The sequence below is a fragment of the Alkalicoccus luteus genome, from assembly GCF_012034335.1.
Classification (GTDB): Bacteria; Bacillota; Bacilli; order Bacillales; family Salisediminibacteriaceae; genus Alkalicoccus; species Alkalicoccus luteus_A.
In genome coordinates, this window is record NZ_JAATHJ010000022.1 from 1 (window position 1) to 20,069 (window position 20,069).

Here is a 20,069-nt window from a genome sequence, read left to right on the forward strand (position 1 = left end):
CGGTTGACTCGCCGATCATGGGGATTTTCCCACGCTGCTTCCTCCATTATCCTCACATCCTTTCTGCTTTCTTTCAGCATGCCAGAGGCGTGATAGGGAAAACAGGCACAGATTCTTTGACGCTTACGTTTTAAGTTCGTTTTGGGAGTGCTTAAGTCGTTTTATTCGTTATAACGATCTACTAAGTTGCCTGTGTTCCGTTTGGGCGCCGCTAAGTTGCTTTTATCCAACGCTCAATTGCTTTCACGCCGCGTTACGTTGCTTTCCGCCTGCGTTAAGTTACGTTTCAAAGTGGTTGCCTTTCGGCGCCCTGCCGAAAGCCTCCTCATCCACTCAACGACGAAAAAACCGGCGGTCATGCGAACCGCCGGAACAGCTTTTCCTCATTTGACTATCCTCTTTTTTGACCAAACGGCTTGAATCCATATTGAATGATCGCGAGCGGCATGAAGGCGGAGTAAAGCCACACTAAAAACGGCATTGGAATGCTGACGAGAACCGCGACAACTCCTATATGCAGCGCATCAAAGAGAATGACCTTTCTCTTTTTCGCTTCCGGAACTTTCCTGCTATTTTTATGTATCAGTATACCAAGCCCGACGAGCGCCAAAAGGCCAAACAGCGAAAGCGGGTAAATGTCACCCGACAGGTAGTACCACGTATAGCCCTGTGCGGCGAGCATGATGAACAAATACCCTAATAAATAGTCGTTAACAAACCAAATAGTAATGCCTCCTTATCTGACGGAAAGTGGTCTCTGCAGCTTCAGTGGATCACCATACAACAGGAACGTCGTCGAGAATCCCCTGCGGATCGAGCGTCATAAACCAGTCGTCCAATACGGTAAAGTGCACTTCTTCTCCTTTGTACAAGAAGTGAATCTCCCATTCGCCATTCGTGTAAAATTCGACCTCTTCGGTCTCTTCGTCGTAGTTGCCGCTTGTGCCTCTATCGATCCAGTTAAATCCAGGCATCCCGGTTGAATAAGCATTAGGATCGATGATTTGGATCATGTCAGGTGTAACTTCTTCTGCACCCTGCTCAAGCTCATAGCTGAACGATATGTGCCGCTCAAAGCGGTGATCCTCCTCAGATACGTGTTCTTGGCGAGTGATTGTTTCAACACCGCCCGTACCTGAGTCATCCACTCGCTCTTCCAGCTCCGGTGTAAACGGTACATCGCTGTCGCCTTCCTCAGTGCCATCTTCGAGCGCGGAAGCAATATATTGAAACAACTGCTCTGCCCCATCTTCATCAAGATCAGCCATTTCGTCGCTCTCCATGTCGGTACTTTCCAGGACCTGCACCTCCAGTCCGTACTCATCTCCCAGTGCTTTGATTTCCTCTTCTGGCGAGTCGCTGCATCCGGTTACGAAAAGCAGTGCACTGCCCGATAGTAGTAGAGTGTATTTGATAAGAATCTCTCCTCTTTAATCATTCTGCGTATACATTGGGCACATGCCTTGTAAGCATGTATTCAATCGCATCAAGCATTCGTTCGATTATTCAGCCTGTCAGTAGTTTATTCGTTCTCTATCACCTGCACCCGCTCCGTCAGCCGCTCCATCTGCTGCTGCAGGCTTGATACTTCCTGCATGTATTGAAACAAAAGCAGTGCACTTAAACAAAGCAGTCCGATCACGAGCGGCATGAAAAGACGGCTTTCCCGCTTTACCGGCTTCACGAGCAGCTGAATGACGAGCAGCGTGCCTGTCGTGATCGCACTGAATAGGATCGATTCGATGTTATACGTGTGATGGCGCAGCATCTCCCAAAGCAGCTGTGCCGTCGTATCGTCCTCCGGAATCAGGAAGGTCGTCTCGTGAATCACTTGCCAGCCGCCTGCTGCATGCTGATTACCGTCCACGCTGTACGTGTAAACGAAGGGTATATATCGAGGAATGAAAAAGACGGCCAAAAGCAGCAGCAGGCCGACTCCACAGCTAATCAAGCTACGTTTTTTCATGCGGACACGCCTTTCTTGTATGCGCTTTCTTTACCAAATTCTGTTATACTGAGTCTATTATGACATGAAAAGGAGTGAAGCGGATGGAATATCGGGATCCGATCGGTGACATCATCAAACAGGCTGACGCTGAACCAAAACAAAAAGGAAAACGCCTTTCTGCTGAATACCGGAGCATGGATGTCTATCAGCAGTTTCAGAAAACAGCCCGCGAACAGGGTTTCCTGCCGGAATGGGTCAAGCTGCGCAAAAAGGTGCACGCAGCTCTCCTCCAGGCAGAAACCGACACAGACATGGATAACGTCAATTTTCTCATCCGGCTCTATAACCAAAAATGCCCGTCTCAGCTGCAGAAAGGCCTCGTCACGCTTGAATCAAAAACATGGGCGCTTTCAAACTGGGAATAGCTCAGCTCGGGGACTCTGCTTCCAGTCCGTGCTCTTCTTCCATCCGGGTCATCGCGCGTGTGGTCGGAAAATCATTTGCGTTGTAAGGGATGATGAACGTACGATTCTCGTCGGCAAAGGCATACTCATTGACGGTCACCGACTCTCCTGACGTGAGCCGCTCCACGTGCTGAACATCCTCCCAGGCCATCGTTTCTTCACTGAAAGACCACATCGCATTTGTGTGAACACCTTCATCGTCAATGTAGGCGTAATGCCCGAGCGAAAGGGCAAGCAAAGGTAAGCTGAGAAGACCAAGACCTGCGTGCACAGCGGTTCCGCGATAGGTACGCTTTTTTCCCTCGGCGATCAGCATCGTTACGAACAAGGAAATAATACAGAGAGCCGCCCATGCCATGGCGGCTGCCATCAGCTGAAAGGCGCTTGGGTACGGAATAAAGGCCCAGTGATGTTCGGAGAAATACAGGATTTCCTGAAAGAAAACAACGAGCGCAGGCGGCAGAAAAACGGCGCTGATCAGTAAAAGCGCTGCTGCCGGAATGCCCCATTTTAAAACGGTGCTGCTGTCCAGTTCCCATTTTTTCATCCATCTTCACCCTTCCTCTTCGTCTTCCTCCTCTTCTGACACGTCAATAAACAGCGTGTAGGACGCATAGCCCTCCTCGCCCCAGTCTGCAAAAATTTCAATAATATGCTCGCCTTCCTCAGAGGGAACGGTAAATTCACCTGTGCCGCTAGCGAGCTCTTCCTGCACCGACTGCTCGTTCCAGAGCAGCACGTCGATCTCCGCGTTTTCTCCGCCTTCCAGCGCGACGGATGCGTCCGCTCCTGCTTCTACGTCGACTGCTTCCAATTCCTCCATTTCAACTGCCTGCGGAGGAACCAACGCCTCCTCCCTCGATCCGCCGGTTGCGCCGGCATTCCATTCGTAGGAGCCCATAAGCGTCGCCGCTGTAATGTCTCCCATATGTACACTCGCACTTGGCGGTTCGTCCGCCGCGCACGCGGGAATACTAATAAAGCCTGCACTGACTGAAAGTTTCACTGCCCAATTTTTCACATCATCACCTGTTTCTCAAAATAAACTCACTGCGTTCATATAGAACCAGCAACGAGCCATTATTTTCTAGTACGCATGAAGCGGCTCACAGGTTTCATACCCGTTTAAGGAAAACCGGAATCATCGCAGGCAAGGAGGCAGACATGAAAAATAAAGGAGCGATTTACCTGATAACCGGAGCAGCGCTGTTGTACGTACTGCTCCGGGTGCTTTCCGGGGAGACCGACCGTGAAGCGCTCGTCGAGCAGATTCGTGAAGGCGATCTTCCTTCGGAGCATGCGCACGCACGTATCGAGATCGACGAGATGGTGTATAACAGGAGCAGCACTGTAACGGTATCCGTAGAAGCATTGGATGATATAGTTCCACAAAACCTGTACTGGCAGGCGGCCGGGACAGACGACTGGGAAGCGGCCGCCATAGAGGCCGCAGAGATGAGAGAGTTTCCGCAAACGCTCTCAGCCGGCGCGACGGAGACAATCGAGGTTTCTCTCCCAGACTATGAGGCGCAGGTCGTCCGTCTCGTGTACGCGTTTGAGCTTGGAGCACTTGAGGAAACGCATAAAATCGCTGTAAGCTTGTATGTAGAATAAGGAGAGGATATGCTGTACTTTCACAAGCATGACACACAGCTTCCTTTCATGCTTGTATACCAGCTATAAAGGCTTTCTAATCAAATTATTAGCTGTCCCGAACGATCGCACGTTTATCCTCATTCGTCAGTGTGTACGCATAAGGCGTGATGCCAAGTGCTATGAGTGCAATCAGAAAAAATAAGACGATGCTCGGCCCAACGGAGAGGTCGATGAAAAAATTGAGCATAAGCGGTGTCGTTGGCAGGATCGCAATCCAGAAAACGACTTTCCCATATGTCGTGATGTACTGCGTCTCCCCGCAGTGCGGACAGTTCGTATATTCATATAAAAATCGCTGTGCTTTCAGTGCCTGCTCCCACGACAGCGTCTGATGGCAGGCTTCACAAGTCGGTCGTTTCATCAGTCTCTTCCTTTCTAAAGCGGAAATGCAGCCGCTACTTCTTCTTCGCGTTGTTTAAGATAAGCGGGTGACGGCACATGACCGAGAATGTCGTTCGGCGTATAGCGTTTTCCGCCTTTGATGACATGATAAATCGTTTGCGTATTGGAGATCGACTCCAGCGGATTTTGATCGAGTATCAGCAGATCCGCTTTGCAGCCTGCTTTTATCGTGCCGCGGTCGGTTAAGCCGATTGAAGCCGCAGCAGTCGAAGTCGCTGACTGGAGCGCCTCCATTTCCGTCCATTCCATGTCAGTAAACAGCTCCAGCTCCCGGTGCAGCCCGGTTCCGGCGTATGTCCAGACTCCCGCCGGACAATCGGTGCCGGCTACGACGGTTCCCCCGAGGCCACGATACGTTTTGGCAGCCGCTTTTACCGTATCCAGCAGGAAGCCCATATGCGTTTTCAGCAGCTCCTCCTGTTGTGCGAGACCGCTCCAGTGCGTGTTCAGCGTGCCTGAACCGCTTAAACGGCCGTCCTCTTTAAACAAGAATTCCGACTCCCACGGGGAAGGCAGCTGTTGAATCTGATCGAGGACGAGCAGAGTCGGACACAGGTTTACGTTATGCCTTAGCAGCTCGCGGCATACGGCTTCCATCCGCTCAAGATCCGGCTGTTCCCAATCAATATCAACGTTTGTTGAAGCCATCGTCCAGCCTGGATACATGGCCTGCACGACACCTGAGGCGTGCTCCAACCAGGTGACGCCCATTTCTGCTGCTTCGATGGCCGTCACGGAGGAATGAATCAAGTCAGCGCTCACTTCTAGTCCGTGCTGCTTCGCTTCTTCTGCAACGACGCGCATCGCCTCCTTCGAAAGCAACCCGTATACTTTGATAAACTGCGCTCCGGCTGAGGCCTGCCGCCTTACTTCTGCGCGCGCTGCTTCCGGATCGTCGGTGACGAAATTGGCCAGAGCCGTCTCGCCCCAGAGCCCGGGCGGTCCATCAATCATGCGGTCAGACGCATACACGCGCGGCGTCGGCGCGTCCGTAGGCGCATGAATCAGTTTTTCCAGCTCGATGACGTTTCCTGCCGTATTACGGACAGTCGTCACGCCTGCAGCCGTAAAGTGCGGCGCGAATCCTTCCTTGATATGGCAGTGCATGTCGATTAAGCCCGGCATCACGTACCGGCCCTCCAGATCAACCCTCCGTGCACCCGTTTCCGGCGCATCGCCTTCATATACGGCGGCGATCGTGTCGCCTTCGATTCGGATTGCTCCTGTAAAGATCTTTTCCCGTTCGACATCGATAACAGTTACATGTTCCAGTATGTATGCCATTGGTTCACCTCGCACAGTGTCGTTTACTTATTTTAACATAAATGGTTCCGTTTTGTTTCCCGTGAGAAGTAAGGAGTGCTTTTCCTCTCTAAGAGATAGATATTCATAACGAATTTATCGATAAGGCTTTTATGATTTTGACAGAGAAGGCATATGTTTAATATTTCTTTTTTTAGGAAATTGAGCACTGAATATGAAGGAGGAGATGTCTTGAGAAATTACATCTTTCTAATTGCTGTTTTTACAGCAGTCGGCTGCAGTTCTGAGAATCAAGAATCGGCGCCCGAAACTGTTCCTTACAGTGCAACGGAACTGCTTGAAGCAGTTGTGAACACATACGAGGACCGGGATTATTATCAGGAACGAACCGTGACAAGAGCGGCTGATGACAGCGACTCTGGTAACGATGAAAATGTCACTGAAGAGTATTATTGGGAGTTTCACACTGATGATGGTCTCCTCACACGTTTGGAAACACATGATCAGAACGGCCAGACGGAATACGAAGTCACCATCGTACCGAATCGAGCTGTCCTTCACTATACGGAAGGAGAGGAAGATGCATCCATTGAAGATCCTGATCAGATGCATGCATCACCCAGGGCTGCCTCTTTTCGCCTGATGCTCGATGAAGCAAATGATGATGCACCATATCAAGTGGAATTATCGGAAGTTGCTGGAGAAGAGACGTATCAGCTTGTAACTCCCGGCGACAACATTTTTTTCCGCCAAGATGATTATGCAGAAATCTACACCGATGGACTAAATGGCGACTACTCGGTTGAAGTTACCACCCATGAATGGGATCCGGAGTTCGACATCACGTTATTCGAAAGAGAGGGCATCACGTCTGAAGATGTCCAGATTATCGACCGCCGCGGTTTAGACGACAGTTAATATTACCATCAGTCATGTACGCTGTAATCGGATCCTCTATCAGCTTAGGGAAATGGGTGGAATATCATTGTTTTATGACAGCCTGACAGACAGGCTTTCTTTTCGGTGAAATCTATTTGATTGAGGCGTATGACACACCAGCAGCTTGACCACCTCCCCGCCGTTCATATAGAAGCCGATAACCGAGAAGCTTTATCCTAATAGTCCTGCTTAGCTTTGGCTCATGAATAGTTGAACTTTCCTGTTCAAACTGAAAAAGCCATCCTGCTTTCATGGCAGAATGGCTTTTCGTTTGGTTGTTATTTTGAATTCGTAAAACCGCCGTCGATGCGGACAATTTCACCGTTAATGTACTGCGCTTTTGACGTCAGTAAAAACGTGACGAGCTCCGCGACTTCCTCAGATGTGCCGAGGCGCTGCTGCGGAATGCCTTTTTCCGCACTTTCCTTCATTTGCGGATTGGCGTCAAAATATGCTTTCACCATCGGCGTTTCCGTCGGTCCAGGTGCGACTGCGTTCACGCGCAGGCCGTCTTTTGCGTATTCAGCGACAAGGCTTTTCGTCATCCCGGCAACGGCATGCTTTGTCGCCGAATACGTAACAACCGTCGCCTGACCGATCACGCCGGCGCTTGAAGCCATATTGACGATCGAGCCGCCCCCGTTTTTCACCATCACTTCTGCGACATAGCGGACACCGTAAAGTGCGCCGAGAAGGTTGATCCCTACGATCTGCTCAATTTCGTCGATGTCAGTGTCGAGAAAAAAGCCGCCGCTTCCGGAGATGCCTGCGTTGTTGAAAAAGTAGTCAATCGAACCGAAATGATCGAGCGTTTCGTCCACATACCGCTTTACATCCGCTGATTTCGACACATTTGCGTTCACGTAAATGGCATCGACGTTTTTTTCTTTGAGAAGCCGTACGGTTTCGTTCCCGTTTTCGTCGTTGATGTCGACGATGGTGATGTTAATGCCCTTGTCTGCCAGCTGCATTGCTGTAGCATAGCCAATGCCGCTGCCGCCGCCTGTGATGATTGCTGTTTTTGCCATGTGAGACGCCTCCTTGAGGAAAATGATCGAGCTTACCGCTATCATAGCAGGATCGGTAAACAAGCTACAACGAAGGTGATCTGGCTTGATACCGAAAAGGGCAGCTAAAACTAGTACCTTTGGATATCTGCTTCTATAATTGGTTGATTGTTCCAGCTGATATGCTAAACTGAAGAACGTTCGCTTATGATCATGTTTTGAATAGGAGGATGCTATGCGCTTGGATATCATCGGAGCAGGATTAATCATTGCAGCGGCCACTTTGTTTGCAGGCTCGCAGATTGTACGTGAATTGCGGCACGTTGTGCTGAACGAGGTTCAGCCAGTATCAAATGTCTTCACACAGCCGCTGGTGGTTGCGGCCATGTTTGCGACTGTATTAGGCTGCATCGCTTTGTATGCGCACCTTCGTAGTCGTAACGATAACCACACAAAAAAGACGAGCGCATGATTCGTCTTTTTTACTCCAGCTCGATCGGTTCTGTTATTTCGAGCTCCACCGGCTCGAGGTCGCCGCTTTCTTCACCGCGCCAGCTGGCGACTTCCAGCGAAACGTGAATCTCATATTCGTGATCCCCGTCTAACACAACGCCGCGCAGCTCTTCGCCATATTCCGTATCATCCGGCTCCAGCGTGTATGACACCGCCAGATCATCGACCGGCTCCCGGTCCACGTCTACTGCTTCCCCGTTTTCGTAAAGCTCAATGTCTGTAATGTTCTGTCCGGCGGAAACCGTAATCGTTTCCTCTCGATCATTGCGGATAAATATGTCGGCATTTAATTCATTCGTTCCAGCCCCGTAATCCACGCCAACGGTCAGGCCCCCCACCGTTTCTTCTGCCGTTTCATCCATTTGTGTCCCGCAGCCAGCAAGTACGAGTACGGCCGCTGCCACTCCTGCTTTTTTCATACAACGTCTCCTTTCTGCTTTTCCAACACAGCCTTTGACGGAGGCTTGATAAAAAGAAAGAAAATGATGCTGATCATAAGTGCCGCTGTAACAAGACCGGCCCAGAGCGCAATGCCAGTTGCGCCGGCGAAAAATCCGAACACAGCAGCAGCTGGAAGCGTAATCACCCCGACCGCCTGCCGGATCGGCACGGACATATCGGTGCTCTCATGCCGCTTCAACAGCTTCATAAACGGATGCTTCCAGCTTTCCAGCCACATCTGATACGTCGTGTAGACAACGATCGTGGTGCAGAGCACAAGCAGCAGCCACTTTATATAAAACGGCGCTACGGCAATCGCAATCGTGAAGAGAATGAAAAACTGCGCGTACACGAGCATTCTCATCTTGCTTCTAAGCCAGCGCTTCATAAACCATTCAAACAGCCGCTTGTCGTTCGTCGGCTCTTTAAAAAAGCTCTCCGATTCCGTAAAAAGAAGCATCGGCTTTTTGCGCGGATATTTCTTCGGCTTTTCCTGGGTCCCGCTTTGCTGCAGAAAAAAGGCGGACAGATTAATCCGCTGGCCCATTTCCCGAAGACAGTCCAGTGAAAACGCCCAGTCCTCGCGGAGCCTCATGCGGATGAGATACGCTGCCGCTCCTGCGAGAAACAGGGACCCGAGCAATGTCAGCCAGATCGGAGCAAACACGAGTCCGATATAAACGCCTGTAAACAGGAATGTGACAACCGTATTCATCGCATACAGCTTCCCCCGCTCATAGCGTACGTCCAACAGCTGCTTTGTTGTCTGCGCCGTGATTTTCGTTACGAACGCTGCTGCCAGTACAGAGAGAATCCAGCCGGCCGAGTAGCCTCCGTATACCGTCCAAACGGGAACGAGCGCGATCGCAAAAAGCAGAATCATGCATCCATTGAGGAGGAGCGTATAGACGACACCTGTACGTTTAATGCGCTGAAACGCCGCATGAAATTTACGCAGAAAGAGCATATCCGCCTCGACGACGAACAATCGAAGTGTGCCTGCATGGATGATGATCAGAAGCAGAAACGTCCAGCGAAATGGCGTCATCCACGTAAACAGGTGCTCCATATTTCCCTGCCAGAGCTGCACGTAGTAGTAGCCGCCGATTGCCAGGATGGGAACGATGATGTAAAGCGCTACCGTCCAGTCGATAACCATCCGCCAGATCGCGATTTTATCCTTCCACTCCAGTTTGATTCGTCCGATGCCGGTTCTCATAACTCTTCCTCGGTCATCAGCTCGTCGAAGCAGTCGAGCAGCGATCCGTCGACGCCGCTTTCACGGCGAATGTCGTCCAGCGTCCCTTCTGCAATGATCGTTCCGTAGTTAACGAGCACGAAGCGATCGCAGATTTTTTCCGCCGTATCGAGCACGTGCGTCGACATCAGCACACAGGCACCTCGCTCCCGCTCCGCTTCCAGCTCCCGCAGCAAATCCTTCATCGCCTTCGGATCGAGTCCGATAAACGGCTCATCGATGATGTACAGCTTCGGCTTCGCCGTAAGCGCGAGGATAATCATCAGCTTCTGCTGCATGCCTTTTGAAAACGCCGTCGGATAATGGTTGCGCACCTTCGTCAGGCGAAACAGCTTCAATAAATACTCCGCGCGCTCCGTCGTCTCTTCCTCGTCCAGACCGGTCACGGCGCGCATGAAGTCAATGTGCTCCCACAAGGTCAGATCCTCAAAAAAGATCGGGTGCTCCGGAATGAAGGCATATTCCTCCGGTCCCGGAAGCGTAATCTCCCCCCGCTTCACCGGAAGCAGATCAAGCAGCGCCTTGATGATCGTGCTTTTCCCGGCCCCGTTCGGTCCGAGCAGCCCGAGCCACTCCCCCTCCTTCACCGAAAGCGTAATCTCGTGAATCGTATCCTCCTTCGTCGAGTAGCCACCCGACACCTCCCGCATATCCAGCACCGTCATAAAAACACCTTCCACATTCCATCGATTTGCTTTCATCATAACAGAATCTGGAAAGCTGTGGAAGACAAGGGCGGCTGCCAGGGGTTCGGTGAGGTAAATTGGGCGCCGGCCCGATTTTTACTCCCGCTCTGCTAAAACACCGTTCAGGTACAGGTCGAAAAACTGTTCGGCGAAGTCCTTGAGCTCCCGGCTTTCTAAGCCGAGCTGATTTTGCTGGATGGTTTGTTTCATTGCGCTTCGTACGGAAAACGTGTAGTGAATCAATACGTCCGGGTCAATGTCCATGCGGAGGATGCCGTCCACTTTTGCAAGCCGCATAAGCTCGCGGAAAAGCGGCATTCGCTCCTCGTGTACCCAGTGATTGTAACGCGTTGTCAGCTGAGGATAAAGCGTATGCAGCTCGGTTAAAAACTCGGATTGAAACAAATCGTCGTAGACGGACAGATCAAACACACGCAGAAAAGCAGGCTTCGTCAGCTTCGTTTTTTTCGCTTCCTGCACGACCTGCTCGATTCGGTTTAAGGAGACGGCAAACACCTCTTGCAGAACCTGCTCAACAATCGCTTCTTTATCCTGAAAATGGTTATAGTAGGTGGCTTTGCTCACGCCCGCCTCTTCGATGATCGATTCTACTGTCACGGAACGAAGTCCTTTTTCAGTAAACAGCTTCAGTGCAGCGGCGGTTAACGCTTCCCGCTTTTTGGATACTCGTTTTCGTTCCATTATAACTCAACTCCCTGTATGTTCCTCTCGATAAGCGGATGCTGAAGCAAGGACTTGCACGGTGCCGGTCGTCCCGTTCAAGCGCACGCGGTCACCGGTTTGCAGCTTTTCACTCACGTTCTCGATCCCGGCAACAGCCGGAATGCCATATTCGCGTGCGACGATTCCGCCGTGCGAGCCGGATCCTCCAGTTTCCATCACTAAGCCTCCGGCCGTTAAAAACAAAGGGGTCCAGCTCGGATCCGTGCTGTGGGTCACGAGAATCTCTCCAGGGTTCAGCCTCGCCTCTGCCGGCTCGGTTAAGACCCGCACGGTGCCTTCTGTTTCACCGGAAGAAATCGGATTCCCCTGCAGCGCTCCATCTTGTTGAAGTGTCGTACTTTCATATAAACATTCTCCCGTGCTTGTCATAAAGCGGGGCACGCTTTTTCGCTGCCTTTGCTTATTATATCGTTTTTTCCGCGAAGCGACGGTTTCCAAAAAGGATGCTTCTTCGTGATATAATTCTTCCAGCTTTAGGAAAAAGACATCCTCTTTGTGATGAAGGTTGCCGCTTTGTTCGAGTTCTTCTCCGATCTCCATCATCAGCTGCCGAACCAGCGCAAACGAGCGAATCAGATCAAATTTAGGGCGCTCCCTCAATCCCAGCAAACGACGGATGTGCAGACAGTCGCGCTCCAGTTTTTTAGCGCCCTGCTTTCCTTTATGCTTTTCTGCCTCCCTTTTGAGCAGCTCTATTTGCACACGCGCGTACGCTGCCTGTTCATCTAGCTTTTTAGAGAGCGCAGCTGCCCCCTGCTCACGGTATGATTCGATCAGCTGAAGAAGATAAGCGGTATCCTCGTACCACCTCGGAATTCCGATATCCAGCTCGGTCGTGGATCGGTGTCCGTATTCCTCTAGAAACTCTTGGATAAGACGATGCTCTGGATCTGGATCCATTCCCGCTTCGTCGTATGCAGCTGCAATTTCCACGAGCCGTTTTCCCATCTGCGTCGTCGGACTGTTAGGCAGAGCATGCAGCACCGGATTCAGCAGCTTCGAGTCTTCCAGCCATAACGCTGTCCGCTTTTTTGCACGCTTTTCTGCAGACAGTCCGGGAACGATATAAGCGCACTGGTGCAAAATAATACGCATCGCCTCATCCATAATCGTATGAACGGCCTCCAATTTCTCACGCCTGGAGCCAGCCTGCTGTTTTACTTTCATCATCGCTTGCAGATGCTTGTGGGCGAGCTGCACTTGTCGCTTTTCTGCTAAATGCGGCTGCACCGAAGCGGCGATAGCACGGATGAGCAGCCTACCACCAACAGCGGCGAGTTTGAAAGGGACATACAAACCACTTTTCTGCTGTTGAAGCTCCTGTTCGTTTTCCGTCACGAACTGCTTCAGCAATTTTTCAGCTCCAGGGTCCTTTAGCGAGAGACTGTCTGCTATGTTGAAGGCCCTTTTTTTATTGCGTATGACTTCGGTGCAGTCCCAGTAAATTCGCCCTTCTGCTGTTTTAAAGGCCGTATCTGCATAGGCTTGTTTATATCCGAGTGCGTGGAGGGCGCCCTTCATCTCCAAACGCTGCACGTCCAATCCGAGCGGCGTGAAGGGGATGCTGATTCCCTGTGAAACGCGGGTAAATGATAAATAAAGCCGCAGTCCCTTCTCCGGAGGATCAGGAGGAGAAACGGTCTCATGCAAGGACGTGACCGGACGCGCCTGAACGATAAACAGGTTACCGTCGCCAATGACCCATTCTGTATCTTGAGGCCTGTCATCATATTTGTTTACCGCCTTTGCAAGTGTGTAAAGCTGCTCGAGCTCCTCTTTCGATAAGCAGGCTTGTTCCCGCTCCTCATAGGGGACATCTGCTTTCTGCGGACCCGTTTTTGTACGGATGATTTTCGTTTGCTTTTTCGCAATTTCAGCAGTGATGAGTCGCCCATTTTCTTTGGAAAGAATATACGTATCCGGCGTTACTTTTCCGGAAACCACGCCTTCTCCCATGCCCCAGGCTGCATTCACAAGCAGTTGATCGCGTCGGTTAGTAAGCGGATTGACGGTGAACAGCACGCCCGACTTTTCGCTTTCAACCATGACCTGCACGACGACGGCGAGTGCGAGCTCATCCGGGTGATGCGAAATGCCGTGATGAATCCGATAGGAAATAGCTCGTGCGTTCCAAAGCGATGCCCAGCAGCGCTTTATGCTCTCCATCAGCTGCTCTTCTCCTTCGATATCTAAATTACTATCATGCTGGCCAGCAAATGACAGGTCGGGTAAATCCTCGGCAGTTGCGGAAGAACGTACGGCGAGCGGCATGTCCCCAAGCTTTTGCTGCGCCTCCATGATCGATGCTCGAGCTTGCTGTGGAACCTCGTGTTTCATGATGGACTGCTGAATCCATGATGCTTTCTGCTCAAGCTGATGAACATTCTCCGGATCGATACCAAACAGCTCGTTCTGAACCATGTTTTCCAGCTTGTAATCGCTCATGAACTGCCGATAGGCTGCTGTCGAAATAATGAATCCTGGCGGTACCGGAAGCCCGGCTTTCACCATATTCACTAAATTCAACCCTTTGCCACCGGCCTCTTTCAGCGACCATGTATGAGACGAATCAAATGAGTGGATCATTCCGCTCACCCCTTTAGGAAGTAGTTACCCCCAGTATAGCGTGCAGGAGTAAAAAAGTATACGATTTTATTAATTATCGTTCAATTAATTAAGTATTAACAGATTTTAATAATACTTAGTTAATTAAATTCGTTTATTAAAGAAGGTGGCTGTTTGAGGGAATTTCTATATACCACTACGGCCCGATTTCCTTATTGGGGGTGAAAGTTGCTTTGGCATCGGTTTGTGTTCATTTTGAGGTGGCTTGCTTTCCGCCGCAGTTAAGCGATTGCCTTTCGGTCGCCCTGCCGAAAGCCTCCTTATCCTTTCCAAACAAAAAGAAAACCGGGCATCCGCCCGGTTTTCTTAATGTTTAGCCGTATACTTTTTCGATTGCTTCTTGTACTTTCGGTACGAGTGCGTCCCATTCTGCGTCTGGCTCTTTGTTAACCGTGACAAAGTCCTGGAAGCCAAAGATGTTGTCGACGCCGTCGAGGGCGAGCAGCTCTTTTGCGAGCGGGTGATCCGTGTCGTCGCTCTTTTTAAATGAAGCGCTGCCGCTTCCTTCGAAGAGCACCTGATCAGTCGTGAATTTCATTGCGTTCGGGTTAGGTGTTACGTCTGCGCGTACGTTTACAGGCATGTGAATAGTTCCTCCTTTATCAGCATATAGCTCTAGTGTAGCACGCGCGCTTTCTGCTGAAAAGCGCGGGCGGTCTACGCGTCGGTTTCGGTGCTCAATTCGCCCTCGGACATGGCTTCCCCGTTCAACTCAGCGGCGGTAACGGCAGCTTCAATCTGATACGGGCCTTCTCCGTTTACGGACGCGCGAACCTCGTAGGAAATGCTTTCTCCGGCGCCGAGCTCAACCGTTTCAAGCGCCTGGGTGAACATCATGTCTTCCGAGTAGTCGTAAACCTTCGTGCCGCTGCTGTCGTATATTTTCACGTCGTACTTCTGCCCGGAGCGGAAGTCGAGTGCGGCATCGCTATCTCCGTTATTTGTGAGCGTCAGCGTCACGTTGATTTCGCCGTCCTGTTCGTCTGCATCAGCCTGCAGGTGCAGGTCTCCCATATCAGCCTCTCCTTCCATCGCTTCCTCGTTGTTTTCCTCGTTTTCTTCTGGCTCATTTTCTTCTGGATCTTCAGGCGCTTCCTCTGCGCCGTTATTGTCATTGTTTCCGATCGACTGCGGGCTGTCGGCTTCTTCGTTATCCGCCGTGCCGCATGCCGTTGCTGCGAGCAGCAGCGCTGCCAGCATAGCTGTTCGTTTCATGCAGAACCGCCCCTTTTTGTATGTATAGACGCTCCGACAGGGAAAACGTTACAATTCCCTGTTCAGGAGCGCTTGGCTCTGCTGACATAAGCCGCCTGCCACAAATCCGGACAGGACGAGGTGATCCCCGTGGCGCCTGCTTTTTCGGCACGGCACACGTCGGCATCGGTGCGGACGAGGCCGCCGGCTAAGACAGGCAGACCGGTTTTCGCGCGCATGAGCCGGATCGTCACTGGGATAACACCAGGCACAACCTGCACGTAGTCCGGATTGGCACGTTCGATTAGCTTGAGGCTTGAATCAATGCTTTCCTCGTCAAATGCAAAACAGCGCAGCACGCTCGTGATGCCGTGCCGGCGCGCCTCCACGGCCGCCTGCGGGCTCGACGTGATGAGCGCATCCGGTTTAATGTAGCCGGCAAGAAACGACACTGCTTCCGGTGTTTTCGACAGCCCCTTCATGCTGTCTAAGTGAAGCAGCAGCTTCATGCCCGGCCTGCGCCGGCAGATCTTATGCACTTTGACGAGCTCCTCCATGCTGGATTGGGCGAGCACGATCGCTTCCGCCCCCTCCAGCGCCGCTTTCATAAACTCTCCGGCGCCGGATACGGACGGGGTGACGCGCTGGTTTTCAAACAGCATCACTATCACCTGCTTTTTTTCGAATTAATCCTGAGGGATCTTTCGCATGCTGCGCGCTTTTTCGGCAGCGTCCACGACTTTGTCGACGCTGCTTCCAAAGCCTGCTTCGACGACGGCAGCGTAGCCTCCTTCTAAAATCGGGGCATCGGCTATTTTAACGAGCCGCTCATCCCCGGCCATGTCGATCGCAAGCTCAGCGTTTAATAAAGCACTGCCTAAATCAAACAGGATCACCGTGCCTTTATCGGTATAAACGGTATCGATTGCCTGCTGAATGTCCATCGCATTCGTGCCAATACCGCCGTCTTCTTCACCGCCGGCGACGGCGATGTTTACTTCCGGCTGCATTTCATACAGCAGCGCCTTGATGCCTTTGACAATGTCGGCGCTGTGGGAGACAAATACGAGACTGACCCGATCCATTGTCTCATCCCCTTTCGCGGGCTGTTGCTGCAAGCGTCTGAAAGAATAGGGCGGAGCTTGCAGAGCCCGGATCAATGTGGCCTACGGAGCGGGCGCCGAGATAGGCGGCCCGCCCTTTTTTGGCGTGCATCTCTTTCGTTTTTGCTTTTAACTCATCGGCTTCATCGGAAAAGGCGTTCCAGTCCACGTCGCTTCCGTCAAATTTCTGCAGAAGCGGCACCCAAACGTCCACCATCGTTTTTTCCCCGACGGAAGCTTTGCCGCGCTGCTCGATCGCCGTTTTTCCGGCTTTCAGCGCATCGATCAGCTCTTTGTCAGACAGCGTCTCCTGCGTCCCTGCACTCGACGCCATTTTCATCATGGCTGATCCGTAAAGCGGACCGGATGCTCCGCCTATTTTCCCGATATATACCATCGCCACCGCTTTAAACAGCTCCCCCGGCGTAGCAAATGTTTTCTCGTCGAACAGCTTGTTCATCTCTTTGACGCCTCTCGCCATATTGATCCCGTGGTCCCCATCGCCGATCTTCTGGTCCAGGTCCGTCAATTCGTCTTTGTGCTCGTGAATTTGATCTGCAAACTGCTTCAGCCAGTGCTGTATGTCTTCTGCCGTCCATGTCATGGCAAATCCTCCCCCTGATTATCGCTTAAATGCGGTCGTATCTGCTTCTGCAGCGAGGTATTTTTTACGTGTTTCATCCAGCCGCAGAATCGACAGGGAGGCCCCGGCCATTTCCAGTGACGTCATGTATTCGCCGACGATGGTTTCTGTGACGTGGAGCCCGTGCTGCTTGAGAATATCTGCGACCGTATGGTTCATCACGTACAGCTCCATGAGCGGTGTAGCTCCGAGTCCGTTTATCATGACCGCGATCTCTTCGCCGCTTTCCAGCTTCATGTCTTCATGAATTTTATCAAACAAAATCTGCGCAATTTCTTTCGCCGGCTTAAGAGCGGTTCGCTCGGTTCCCGGCTCGCCGTGGATACCGGTGCCGATTTCCATCTCGTTGTCGTCGAGCTCGAAGCCCGGTTTTCCGGCAGCCGGCACCGTACATGGATGGAGCGACATGCCCATTGATTTCACGTTTTTAATGACGCCTTCCGCGATCTGCTGCACCTCATCGAGCGACTTGCCGTCTTCAGCAGCAGCTCCGGCAATTTTATGGACAAAAATCGTGCCTGCAATACCGCGGCGCCCGCTCGTAAAGGAGCTGTCTTCCACAGCGACGTCATCATTGACGACGACCTGCTTAACGCTGATTCCTTCTGCTTCCGCCATTTCTCCGGCCATTTCAAAGTTCATGACGTCGCCGGTGTAGTTTTTAATGACGAGCAGAACGCCTGCCCCGCCGTCTACAGCTTTAATCGCCTCAAACACCTGGTCCGGCGTTGGAGAAGTGAACACTTCACCGGCGATTGCGCCATCGAGCATGCCTTTGCCGACGAAGCCGCCGTGAGCCGGCTCATGACCGCTTCCGCCACCGCTTACGACCCCAACCTTCCCGTTCACCGGGGCATCTTTACGGACGACAACCGTCGTTCCGTCCACCCGTTTTAACGCCTGCGGATGCGCTGCCACCATCCCGTTTAACATTTCGTCTACAATCTGGTCCACATCGTTCATCAGTTTTTTCATGCGTGTAACCTCCTTTGAAATGTCGAGCTGCCTCTAAACATATGCAAGGATCGTGCCAAATTGAAAACGCTTACGATTCGCAGTTACGGCTGTTCTTTTTGGAGTATCTGGTCATGATGACCAGAGGGCTGGGCAGATTGACCAAACAGCTCTGTCAGGCCATGCTCGTGAAGCTTGCGGGCGGCTGTTTTATGCGAGACGCCGAGCATCCGTCCAAGTTCGGAATAGCTTGCCGCGTAAGGCGCTGCACGTTTGACCGCTTCGCGCTCCGCTTCTGCGAGCGTAAGCGGTGCTTCTTCTTTTCGCGTGAACGCATCCGGTACGTGCGCCGCGGTTAACTGGTCATCCGGATACAGCGTCATAATCCGCTCGATCACATTTTGCAGCTCACGGACGTTCCCGGGCCAGCTTCTTTTCTCAAGGGCCTCTAAAAAAGACGTATCGACGTGCGGATCTTCCCGCTCCATGAGACGTGAAAAGTAGTGAATGTAGTTGGCCGCAAGGAGCCGGATGTCGCCGCCGCGCTCCCGTAAAGCCGGCAGATGAAGCGGAACGACATACAGCCGGTAAAATAAATCGTCGCGAAACGCGTCACTCGTGATCAGTTCATCTGGCGCCCGGTTCGTCGCAGTGATGATGCGGATGTCGACCGGGATCCGCTCCCTGCCGCCAACGCGGGTAATTTCCCGTTCCTGAATTACACGCAGCAGCTTGCTCTGCACTTCCGGCGCAAGCTCGGAAATCTCATCGAGAAACAGCGTGCCGCCGTCTGCCTGTTCAAAAGCGCCGATATGCGTTTTAAACGCGCTCGTAAACGCTCCTTTTTCGTGGCCGAATAACTCGCTCTCCAAAAGCGTCACCGGAATCGACGCACAGTTTACCGCTATAAAGGGCTTCAGCCTTCTGCGCCCGGCTTGATGGATCCCGCGAGCGAGCAGCTCTTTTCCCGTGCCGCTTTCGCCGCTGATAAACACTGTCGCATCCGTCTCGGAGGCTCTCATCGCCGCGCGTATCGTATTCCGAAGCGCCGGGCTCTCGCCGACGAGCGACTGAAACGCGAGTTCATCGGCTGATTCAGCCTGCTGACGTGATACGGCAGGAACACCTTTTAACAATTCGCGCATGCCGCGCGACGCCCGCAGGGTAATGACGGCTCCGCGAAACTGTCCGCTCAGAAAAACCGGATCCGCCTGCATGACGTAAACGTCACCATCCTTCGTGCGAATCGCCCGCGTTACCGGGAGCTGTCGCTTCAGCGACGCCCATTCTTCCTTCTTCATCAGCCGCCGCGGCTCGATCGTTTCCCGCTCCTGCCATTTTGTAAAAGCCGTGTTTTCGTAGACGCTGTCCCCTGCTTCGTCGAGAAAGACGATCGCATCCTGAATTGCTGAGAGCAACAGCTGCAGCCGTTCTTTCAAAAGACGCACGGATTCGAGCTCCCGTGAGACGCTCTCGACGTTGGAAATATCCTCAAACGTGGCAACGGCTCCGATGATCTCCCCGTCGTAGTAAACCGGCGCCCGGTTCGTAATGATCTGCGTACGATGCAGCTTCATTTTCACGTTCCACTGCGCTTCTCCGGTCTTCAGCACGCGGTGCATCATCGACCCAGGCACACTCCGGTCGGCTCGGCTTCCGTGAAGCTCTGCCTGTGCTCTGCCGATGAGCGCCGCTGCTGCTTCATTGACGTACGTAATCCGGTTTTCCCGGTTCACAACGAGCACCCCATGACGCATGGCGGCCATCGCCGCTTCCATGCTGACAGAGCTTTCAATGAGGAGCTCATCTGCCATCGTATCCGGTTCTTCTTCCTGCTCCTGAGCAAAAAATGTCTCAATTACATCCAGCAGCGGATCGGCATCTGGTTCTTCTGTGTAAATCCTGAAGGAAGCACCGGACGGAATACGCAGCGACACGATCGCAAGCAGATTCGCGATCTGGGCACGCCTGCCTCCGTATTCGATCCACACGTGCTGCAAATCATCGGATGAGGAAACGTGCTGCTGCAACGTGGAAATCATCGCAGCTGCAAGCCGGATGTGCAGCCCGTTTCTGCGCTGAAACTGCATCATTTTTTCCAATATGCTCTCCTCCCCAGCTATAACGAACGGACATCACTTGTTCGTTATATGATTCGACGCGAGGGAGCGATTTCCTTTTTAACTAACGTAAGAGATTCGATGTGAGCGGCTATGCTTTCGACAAAAT

Annotated in this window: 24 protein-coding genes; 4 read left to right on the top strand and 20 right to left on the bottom strand. The window is 52.1% G+C overall.

The features are described 5' to 3' along the window. Positions 1 to 391: 391 nt before the first annotated feature. The 3 genes from HCN83_RS12630 to HCN83_RS12640 form a co-directional block, all read right to left on the bottom strand. On the bottom strand, positions 392 to 682 hold the full coding sequence (locus HCN83_RS12630; RefSeq protein ID WP_168007869.1) for a hypothetical protein: 291 nt from the start codon (positions 680 to 682) through the stop codon (positions 392 to 394). Between the two features lie 91 nt (positions 683 to 773). Next, positions 774 to 1,307: a hypothetical protein gene (locus HCN83_RS12635; RefSeq protein WP_168007871.1), complete on the bottom strand. Its 534-nt coding sequence runs from the start codon at positions 1,305 to 1,307 to the stop codon at positions 774 to 776. Positions 1,308 to 1,522: 215 nt separating this feature from the next. Continuing rightward, positions 1,523 to 1,966, bottom strand: a complete 444-nt coding sequence (locus HCN83_RS12640; RefSeq protein WP_168007872.1) for a hypothetical protein — start codon at positions 1,964 to 1,966, stop codon at positions 1,523 to 1,525. 83 nt (positions 1,967 to 2,049) lie between these two features. Between HCN83_RS12640 and HCN83_RS12645 the strand changes: the two genes are divergently transcribed. Further along, on the top strand, positions 2,050 to 2,373 hold the full coding sequence (locus HCN83_RS12645; RefSeq protein WP_168007874.1) for a hypothetical protein: 324 nt from the start codon (positions 2,050 to 2,052) through the stop codon (positions 2,371 to 2,373). 1 nt (position 2,374) lies between these two features. Here HCN83_RS12645 and HCN83_RS12650 read toward each other — a convergent pair whose 3' ends face one another. After that, a complete protein-coding gene (locus HCN83_RS12650; protein ID WP_168007876.1) occupies positions 2,375 to 2,959 on the bottom strand; it encodes a hypothetical protein in 585 nt (194 codons plus the stop codon). Positions 2,960 to 2,965: 6 nt separating this feature from the next. After that, the gene (locus HCN83_RS12655) at positions 2,966 to 3,418 is read right to left on the bottom strand and encodes a hypothetical protein (RefSeq protein ID WP_168007878.1); all 453 of its coding nucleotides are present in this window, start codon (positions 3,416 to 3,418) and stop codon (positions 2,966 to 2,968) included. Positions 3,419 to 3,576: 158 nt separating this feature from the next. On the opposite strand from HCN83_RS12655, the gene HCN83_RS12660 reads away from it, so the two are divergent. Further along, positions 3,577 to 4,026, top strand: a complete 450-nt coding sequence (locus HCN83_RS12660; protein WP_168007880.1) for a hypothetical protein — start codon at positions 3,577 to 3,579, stop codon at positions 4,024 to 4,026. An 88-nt stretch (positions 4,027 to 4,114) separates the two neighbouring features. Here the strand turns inward: HCN83_RS12660 and HCN83_RS12665 are convergent, their stop codons facing one another. Beyond that, positions 4,115 to 4,429 carry a TIGR04104 family putative zinc finger protein gene (locus HCN83_RS12665; RefSeq protein ID WP_168007883.1) on the bottom strand — a complete coding sequence of 105 codons (315 nt, stop codon included), beginning with the start codon at positions 4,427 to 4,429 and terminating at the stop codon, positions 4,115 to 4,117. A gap of 14 nt (positions 4,430 to 4,443) precedes the next feature. Then, complete coding sequence (locus tag HCN83_RS12670) at positions 4,444 to 5,754, bottom strand: amidohydrolase family protein (RefSeq protein ID WP_168007885.1); 1,311 nt, start codon at positions 5,752 to 5,754, stop codon at positions 4,444 to 4,446. A gap of 210 nt (positions 5,755 to 5,964) precedes the next feature. On the opposite strand from HCN83_RS12670, the gene HCN83_RS12675 reads away from it, so the two are divergent. Then, on the top strand, positions 5,965 to 6,651 hold the full coding sequence (locus HCN83_RS12675) for a hypothetical protein (protein WP_168007887.1): 687 nt from the start codon (positions 5,965 to 5,967) through the stop codon (positions 6,649 to 6,651). Positions 6,652 to 6,950: 299 nt separating this feature from the next. On the opposite strand, the gene HCN83_RS12680 is transcribed toward HCN83_RS12675, so the two are convergent. Next, on the bottom strand, positions 6,951 to 7,700 hold the full coding sequence (locus tag HCN83_RS12680) for an SDR family NAD(P)-dependent oxidoreductase (RefSeq protein ID WP_168007889.1): 750 nt from the start codon (positions 7,698 to 7,700) through the stop codon (positions 6,951 to 6,953). Positions 7,701 to 7,920: 220 nt separating this feature from the next. Between HCN83_RS12680 and HCN83_RS12685 the strand changes: the two genes are divergently transcribed. Then, positions 7,921 to 8,151, top strand: coding sequence for a hypothetical protein (locus HCN83_RS12685; protein WP_168007891.1), 231 nt, complete (start codon positions 7,921 to 7,923; stop codon positions 8,149 to 8,151). Positions 8,152 to 8,161: 10 nt separating this feature from the next. On the opposite strand, the gene HCN83_RS12690 is transcribed toward HCN83_RS12685, so the two are convergent. The 12 genes from HCN83_RS12690 to HCN83_RS12745 form a co-directional block, all read right to left on the bottom strand. Continuing rightward, positions 8,162 to 8,611, bottom strand: coding sequence for a hypothetical protein (locus HCN83_RS12690; RefSeq protein WP_168007893.1), 450 nt, complete (start codon positions 8,609 to 8,611; stop codon positions 8,162 to 8,164). Beyond that, complete coding sequence (locus tag HCN83_RS12695; RefSeq protein WP_168007895.1) at positions 8,608 to 9,852, bottom strand: ABC transporter permease; 1,245 nt, start codon at positions 9,850 to 9,852, stop codon at positions 8,608 to 8,610. The genes HCN83_RS12690 and HCN83_RS12695 overlap by 4 nt, the downstream gene beginning before the upstream one ends. Beyond that, positions 9,849 to 10,595 (bottom strand): ABC transporter ATP-binding protein, encoded by a 747-nt coding sequence (locus tag HCN83_RS12700; protein WP_246238227.1) that lies wholly within the window; start codon positions 10,593 to 10,595, stop codon positions 9,849 to 9,851. Before HCN83_RS12700 ends, HCN83_RS12695 begins: the two co-directional genes overlap by 4 nt. Positions 10,596 to 10,673: 78 nt before the next feature. Then, positions 10,674 to 11,279, bottom strand: coding sequence for a TetR/AcrR family transcriptional regulator (locus HCN83_RS12705; protein WP_168007897.1), 606 nt, complete (start codon positions 11,277 to 11,279; stop codon positions 10,674 to 10,676). A gap of 6 nt (positions 11,280 to 11,285) precedes the next feature. Continuing rightward, complete coding sequence (locus HCN83_RS12710; protein WP_168007899.1) at positions 11,286 to 13,907, bottom strand: PEP/pyruvate-binding domain-containing protein; 2,622 nt, start codon at positions 13,905 to 13,907, stop codon at positions 11,286 to 11,288. A 352-nt stretch (positions 13,908 to 14,259) separates the two neighbouring features. Further along, the gene (locus tag HCN83_RS12715) at positions 14,260 to 14,529 is read right to left on the bottom strand and encodes a NifU N-terminal domain-containing protein (protein ID WP_168007901.1); all 270 of its coding nucleotides are present in this window, start codon (positions 14,527 to 14,529) and stop codon (positions 14,260 to 14,262) included. 74 nt (positions 14,530 to 14,603) lie between these two features. Then, complete coding sequence (locus tag HCN83_RS12720; RefSeq protein ID WP_168007903.1) at positions 14,604 to 15,161, bottom strand: BsuPI-related putative proteinase inhibitor; 558 nt, start codon at positions 15,159 to 15,161, stop codon at positions 14,604 to 14,606. Between the two features lie 62 nt (positions 15,162 to 15,223). After that, positions 15,224 to 15,802 carry a glycerol-3-phosphate responsive antiterminator gene (locus HCN83_RS12725; RefSeq protein WP_168007905.1) on the bottom strand — a complete coding sequence of 193 codons (579 nt, stop codon included), beginning with the start codon at positions 15,800 to 15,802 and terminating at the stop codon, positions 15,224 to 15,226. A gap of 24 nt (positions 15,803 to 15,826) precedes the next feature. Continuing rightward, positions 15,827 to 16,225, bottom strand: a complete 399-nt coding sequence (gene dhaM, locus HCN83_RS12730) for a dihydroxyacetone kinase phosphoryl donor subunit DhaM (protein WP_168007907.1) — start codon at positions 16,223 to 16,225, stop codon at positions 15,827 to 15,829. Positions 16,226 to 16,229: 4 nt separating this feature from the next. Then, complete coding sequence (gene dhaL, locus HCN83_RS12735; protein ID WP_168007909.1) at positions 16,230 to 16,847, bottom strand: dihydroxyacetone kinase subunit DhaL; 618 nt, start codon at positions 16,845 to 16,847, stop codon at positions 16,230 to 16,232. Between the two features lie 18 nt (positions 16,848 to 16,865). Continuing rightward, complete coding sequence (gene dhaK, locus HCN83_RS12740) at positions 16,866 to 17,861, bottom strand: dihydroxyacetone kinase subunit DhaK (RefSeq protein WP_168007911.1); 996 nt, start codon at positions 17,859 to 17,861, stop codon at positions 16,866 to 16,868. Positions 17,862 to 17,944: 83 nt separating this feature from the next. Beyond that, entirely contained in the window at positions 17,945 to 19,933 is a 1,989-nt protein-coding gene (locus HCN83_RS12745; RefSeq protein WP_246238229.1) for a sigma 54-interacting transcriptional regulator, read from the bottom strand. Positions 19,934 to 20,069 lie beyond the last annotated feature (136 nt).

Bases quoted from the DNA above. Each gene is read 5' to 3' on its own strand.
- HCN83_RS12630 (WP_168007869.1), bottom strand. From the start codon at position 682: ATGCTCGCCGCACAGGGCTATACGTGGTACTACCTGTCGGGTGACATT.
- HCN83_RS12640 (WP_168007872.1), bottom strand. From the start codon at position 1,966: ATGAAAAAACGTAGCTTGATTAGCTGTGGAGTCGGCCTGCTGCTGCTT.
- HCN83_RS12645 (WP_168007874.1), top strand. From the start codon at position 2,050: ATGGAATATCGGGATCCGATCGGTGACATCATCAAACAGGCTGACGCT.
- HCN83_RS12650 (WP_168007876.1), bottom strand. From the start codon at position 2,959: ATGAAAAAATGGGAACTGGACAGCAGCACCGTTTTAAAATGGGGCATT.
- HCN83_RS12660 (WP_168007880.1), top strand. From the start codon at position 3,577: ATGAAAAATAAAGGAGCGATTTACCTGATAACCGGAGCAGCGCTGTTG.
- HCN83_RS12665 (WP_168007883.1), bottom strand. From the start codon at position 4,429: ATGAAACGACCGACTTGTGAAGCCTGCCATCAGACGCTGTCGTGGGAG.
- HCN83_RS12670 (WP_168007885.1), bottom strand. From the start codon at position 5,754: ATGGCATACATACTGGAACATGTAACTGTTATCGATGTCGAACGGGAA.
- HCN83_RS12680 (WP_168007889.1), bottom strand. From the start codon at position 7,700: ATGGCAAAAACAGCAATCATCACAGGCGGCGGCAGCGGCATTGGCTAT.
- HCN83_RS12690 (WP_168007893.1), bottom strand. From the start codon at position 8,611: ATGAAAAAAGCAGGAGTGGCAGCGGCCGTACTCGTACTTGCTGGCTGC.
- HCN83_RS12695 (WP_168007895.1), bottom strand. From the start codon at position 9,852: ATGAGAACCGGCATCGGACGAATCAAACTGGAGTGGAAGGATAAAATC.
- HCN83_RS12700 (WP_246238227.1), bottom strand. From the start codon at position 10,595: ATGATGAAAGCAAATCGATGGAATGTGGAAGGTGTTTTTATGACGGTG.
- HCN83_RS12705 (WP_168007897.1), bottom strand. From the start codon at position 11,279: ATGGAACGAAAACGAGTATCCAAAAAGCGGGAAGCGTTAACCGCCGCT.
- HCN83_RS12710 (WP_168007899.1), bottom strand. From the start codon at position 13,907: ATGATCCACTCATTTGATTCGTCTCATACATGGTCGCTGAAAGAGGCC.
- HCN83_RS12715 (WP_168007901.1), bottom strand. From the start codon at position 14,529: ATGCCTGTAAACGTACGCGCAGACGTAACACCTAACCCGAACGCAATG.
- HCN83_RS12720 (WP_168007903.1), bottom strand. From the start codon at position 15,161: ATGAAACGAACAGCTATGCTGGCAGCGCTGCTGCTCGCAGCAACGGCA.
- HCN83_RS12725 (WP_168007905.1), bottom strand. From the start codon at position 15,802: ATGCTGTTTGAAAACCAGCGCGTCACCCCGTCCGTATCCGGCGCCGGA.
- dhaM (WP_168007907.1), bottom strand. From the start codon at position 16,225: ATGGATCGGGTCAGTCTCGTATTTGTCTCCCACAGCGCCGACATTGTC.
- dhaL (WP_168007909.1), bottom strand. From the start codon at position 16,847: ATGACATGGACGGCAGAAGACATACAGCACTGGCTGAAGCAGTTTGCA.
- dhaK (WP_168007911.1), bottom strand. From the start codon at position 17,861: ATGAAAAAACTGATGAACGATGTGGACCAGATTGTAGACGAAATGTTA.
- HCN83_RS12745 (WP_246238229.1), bottom strand. From the start codon at position 19,933: ATGATGCAGTTTCAGCGCAGAAACGGGCTGCACATCCGGCTTGCAGCT.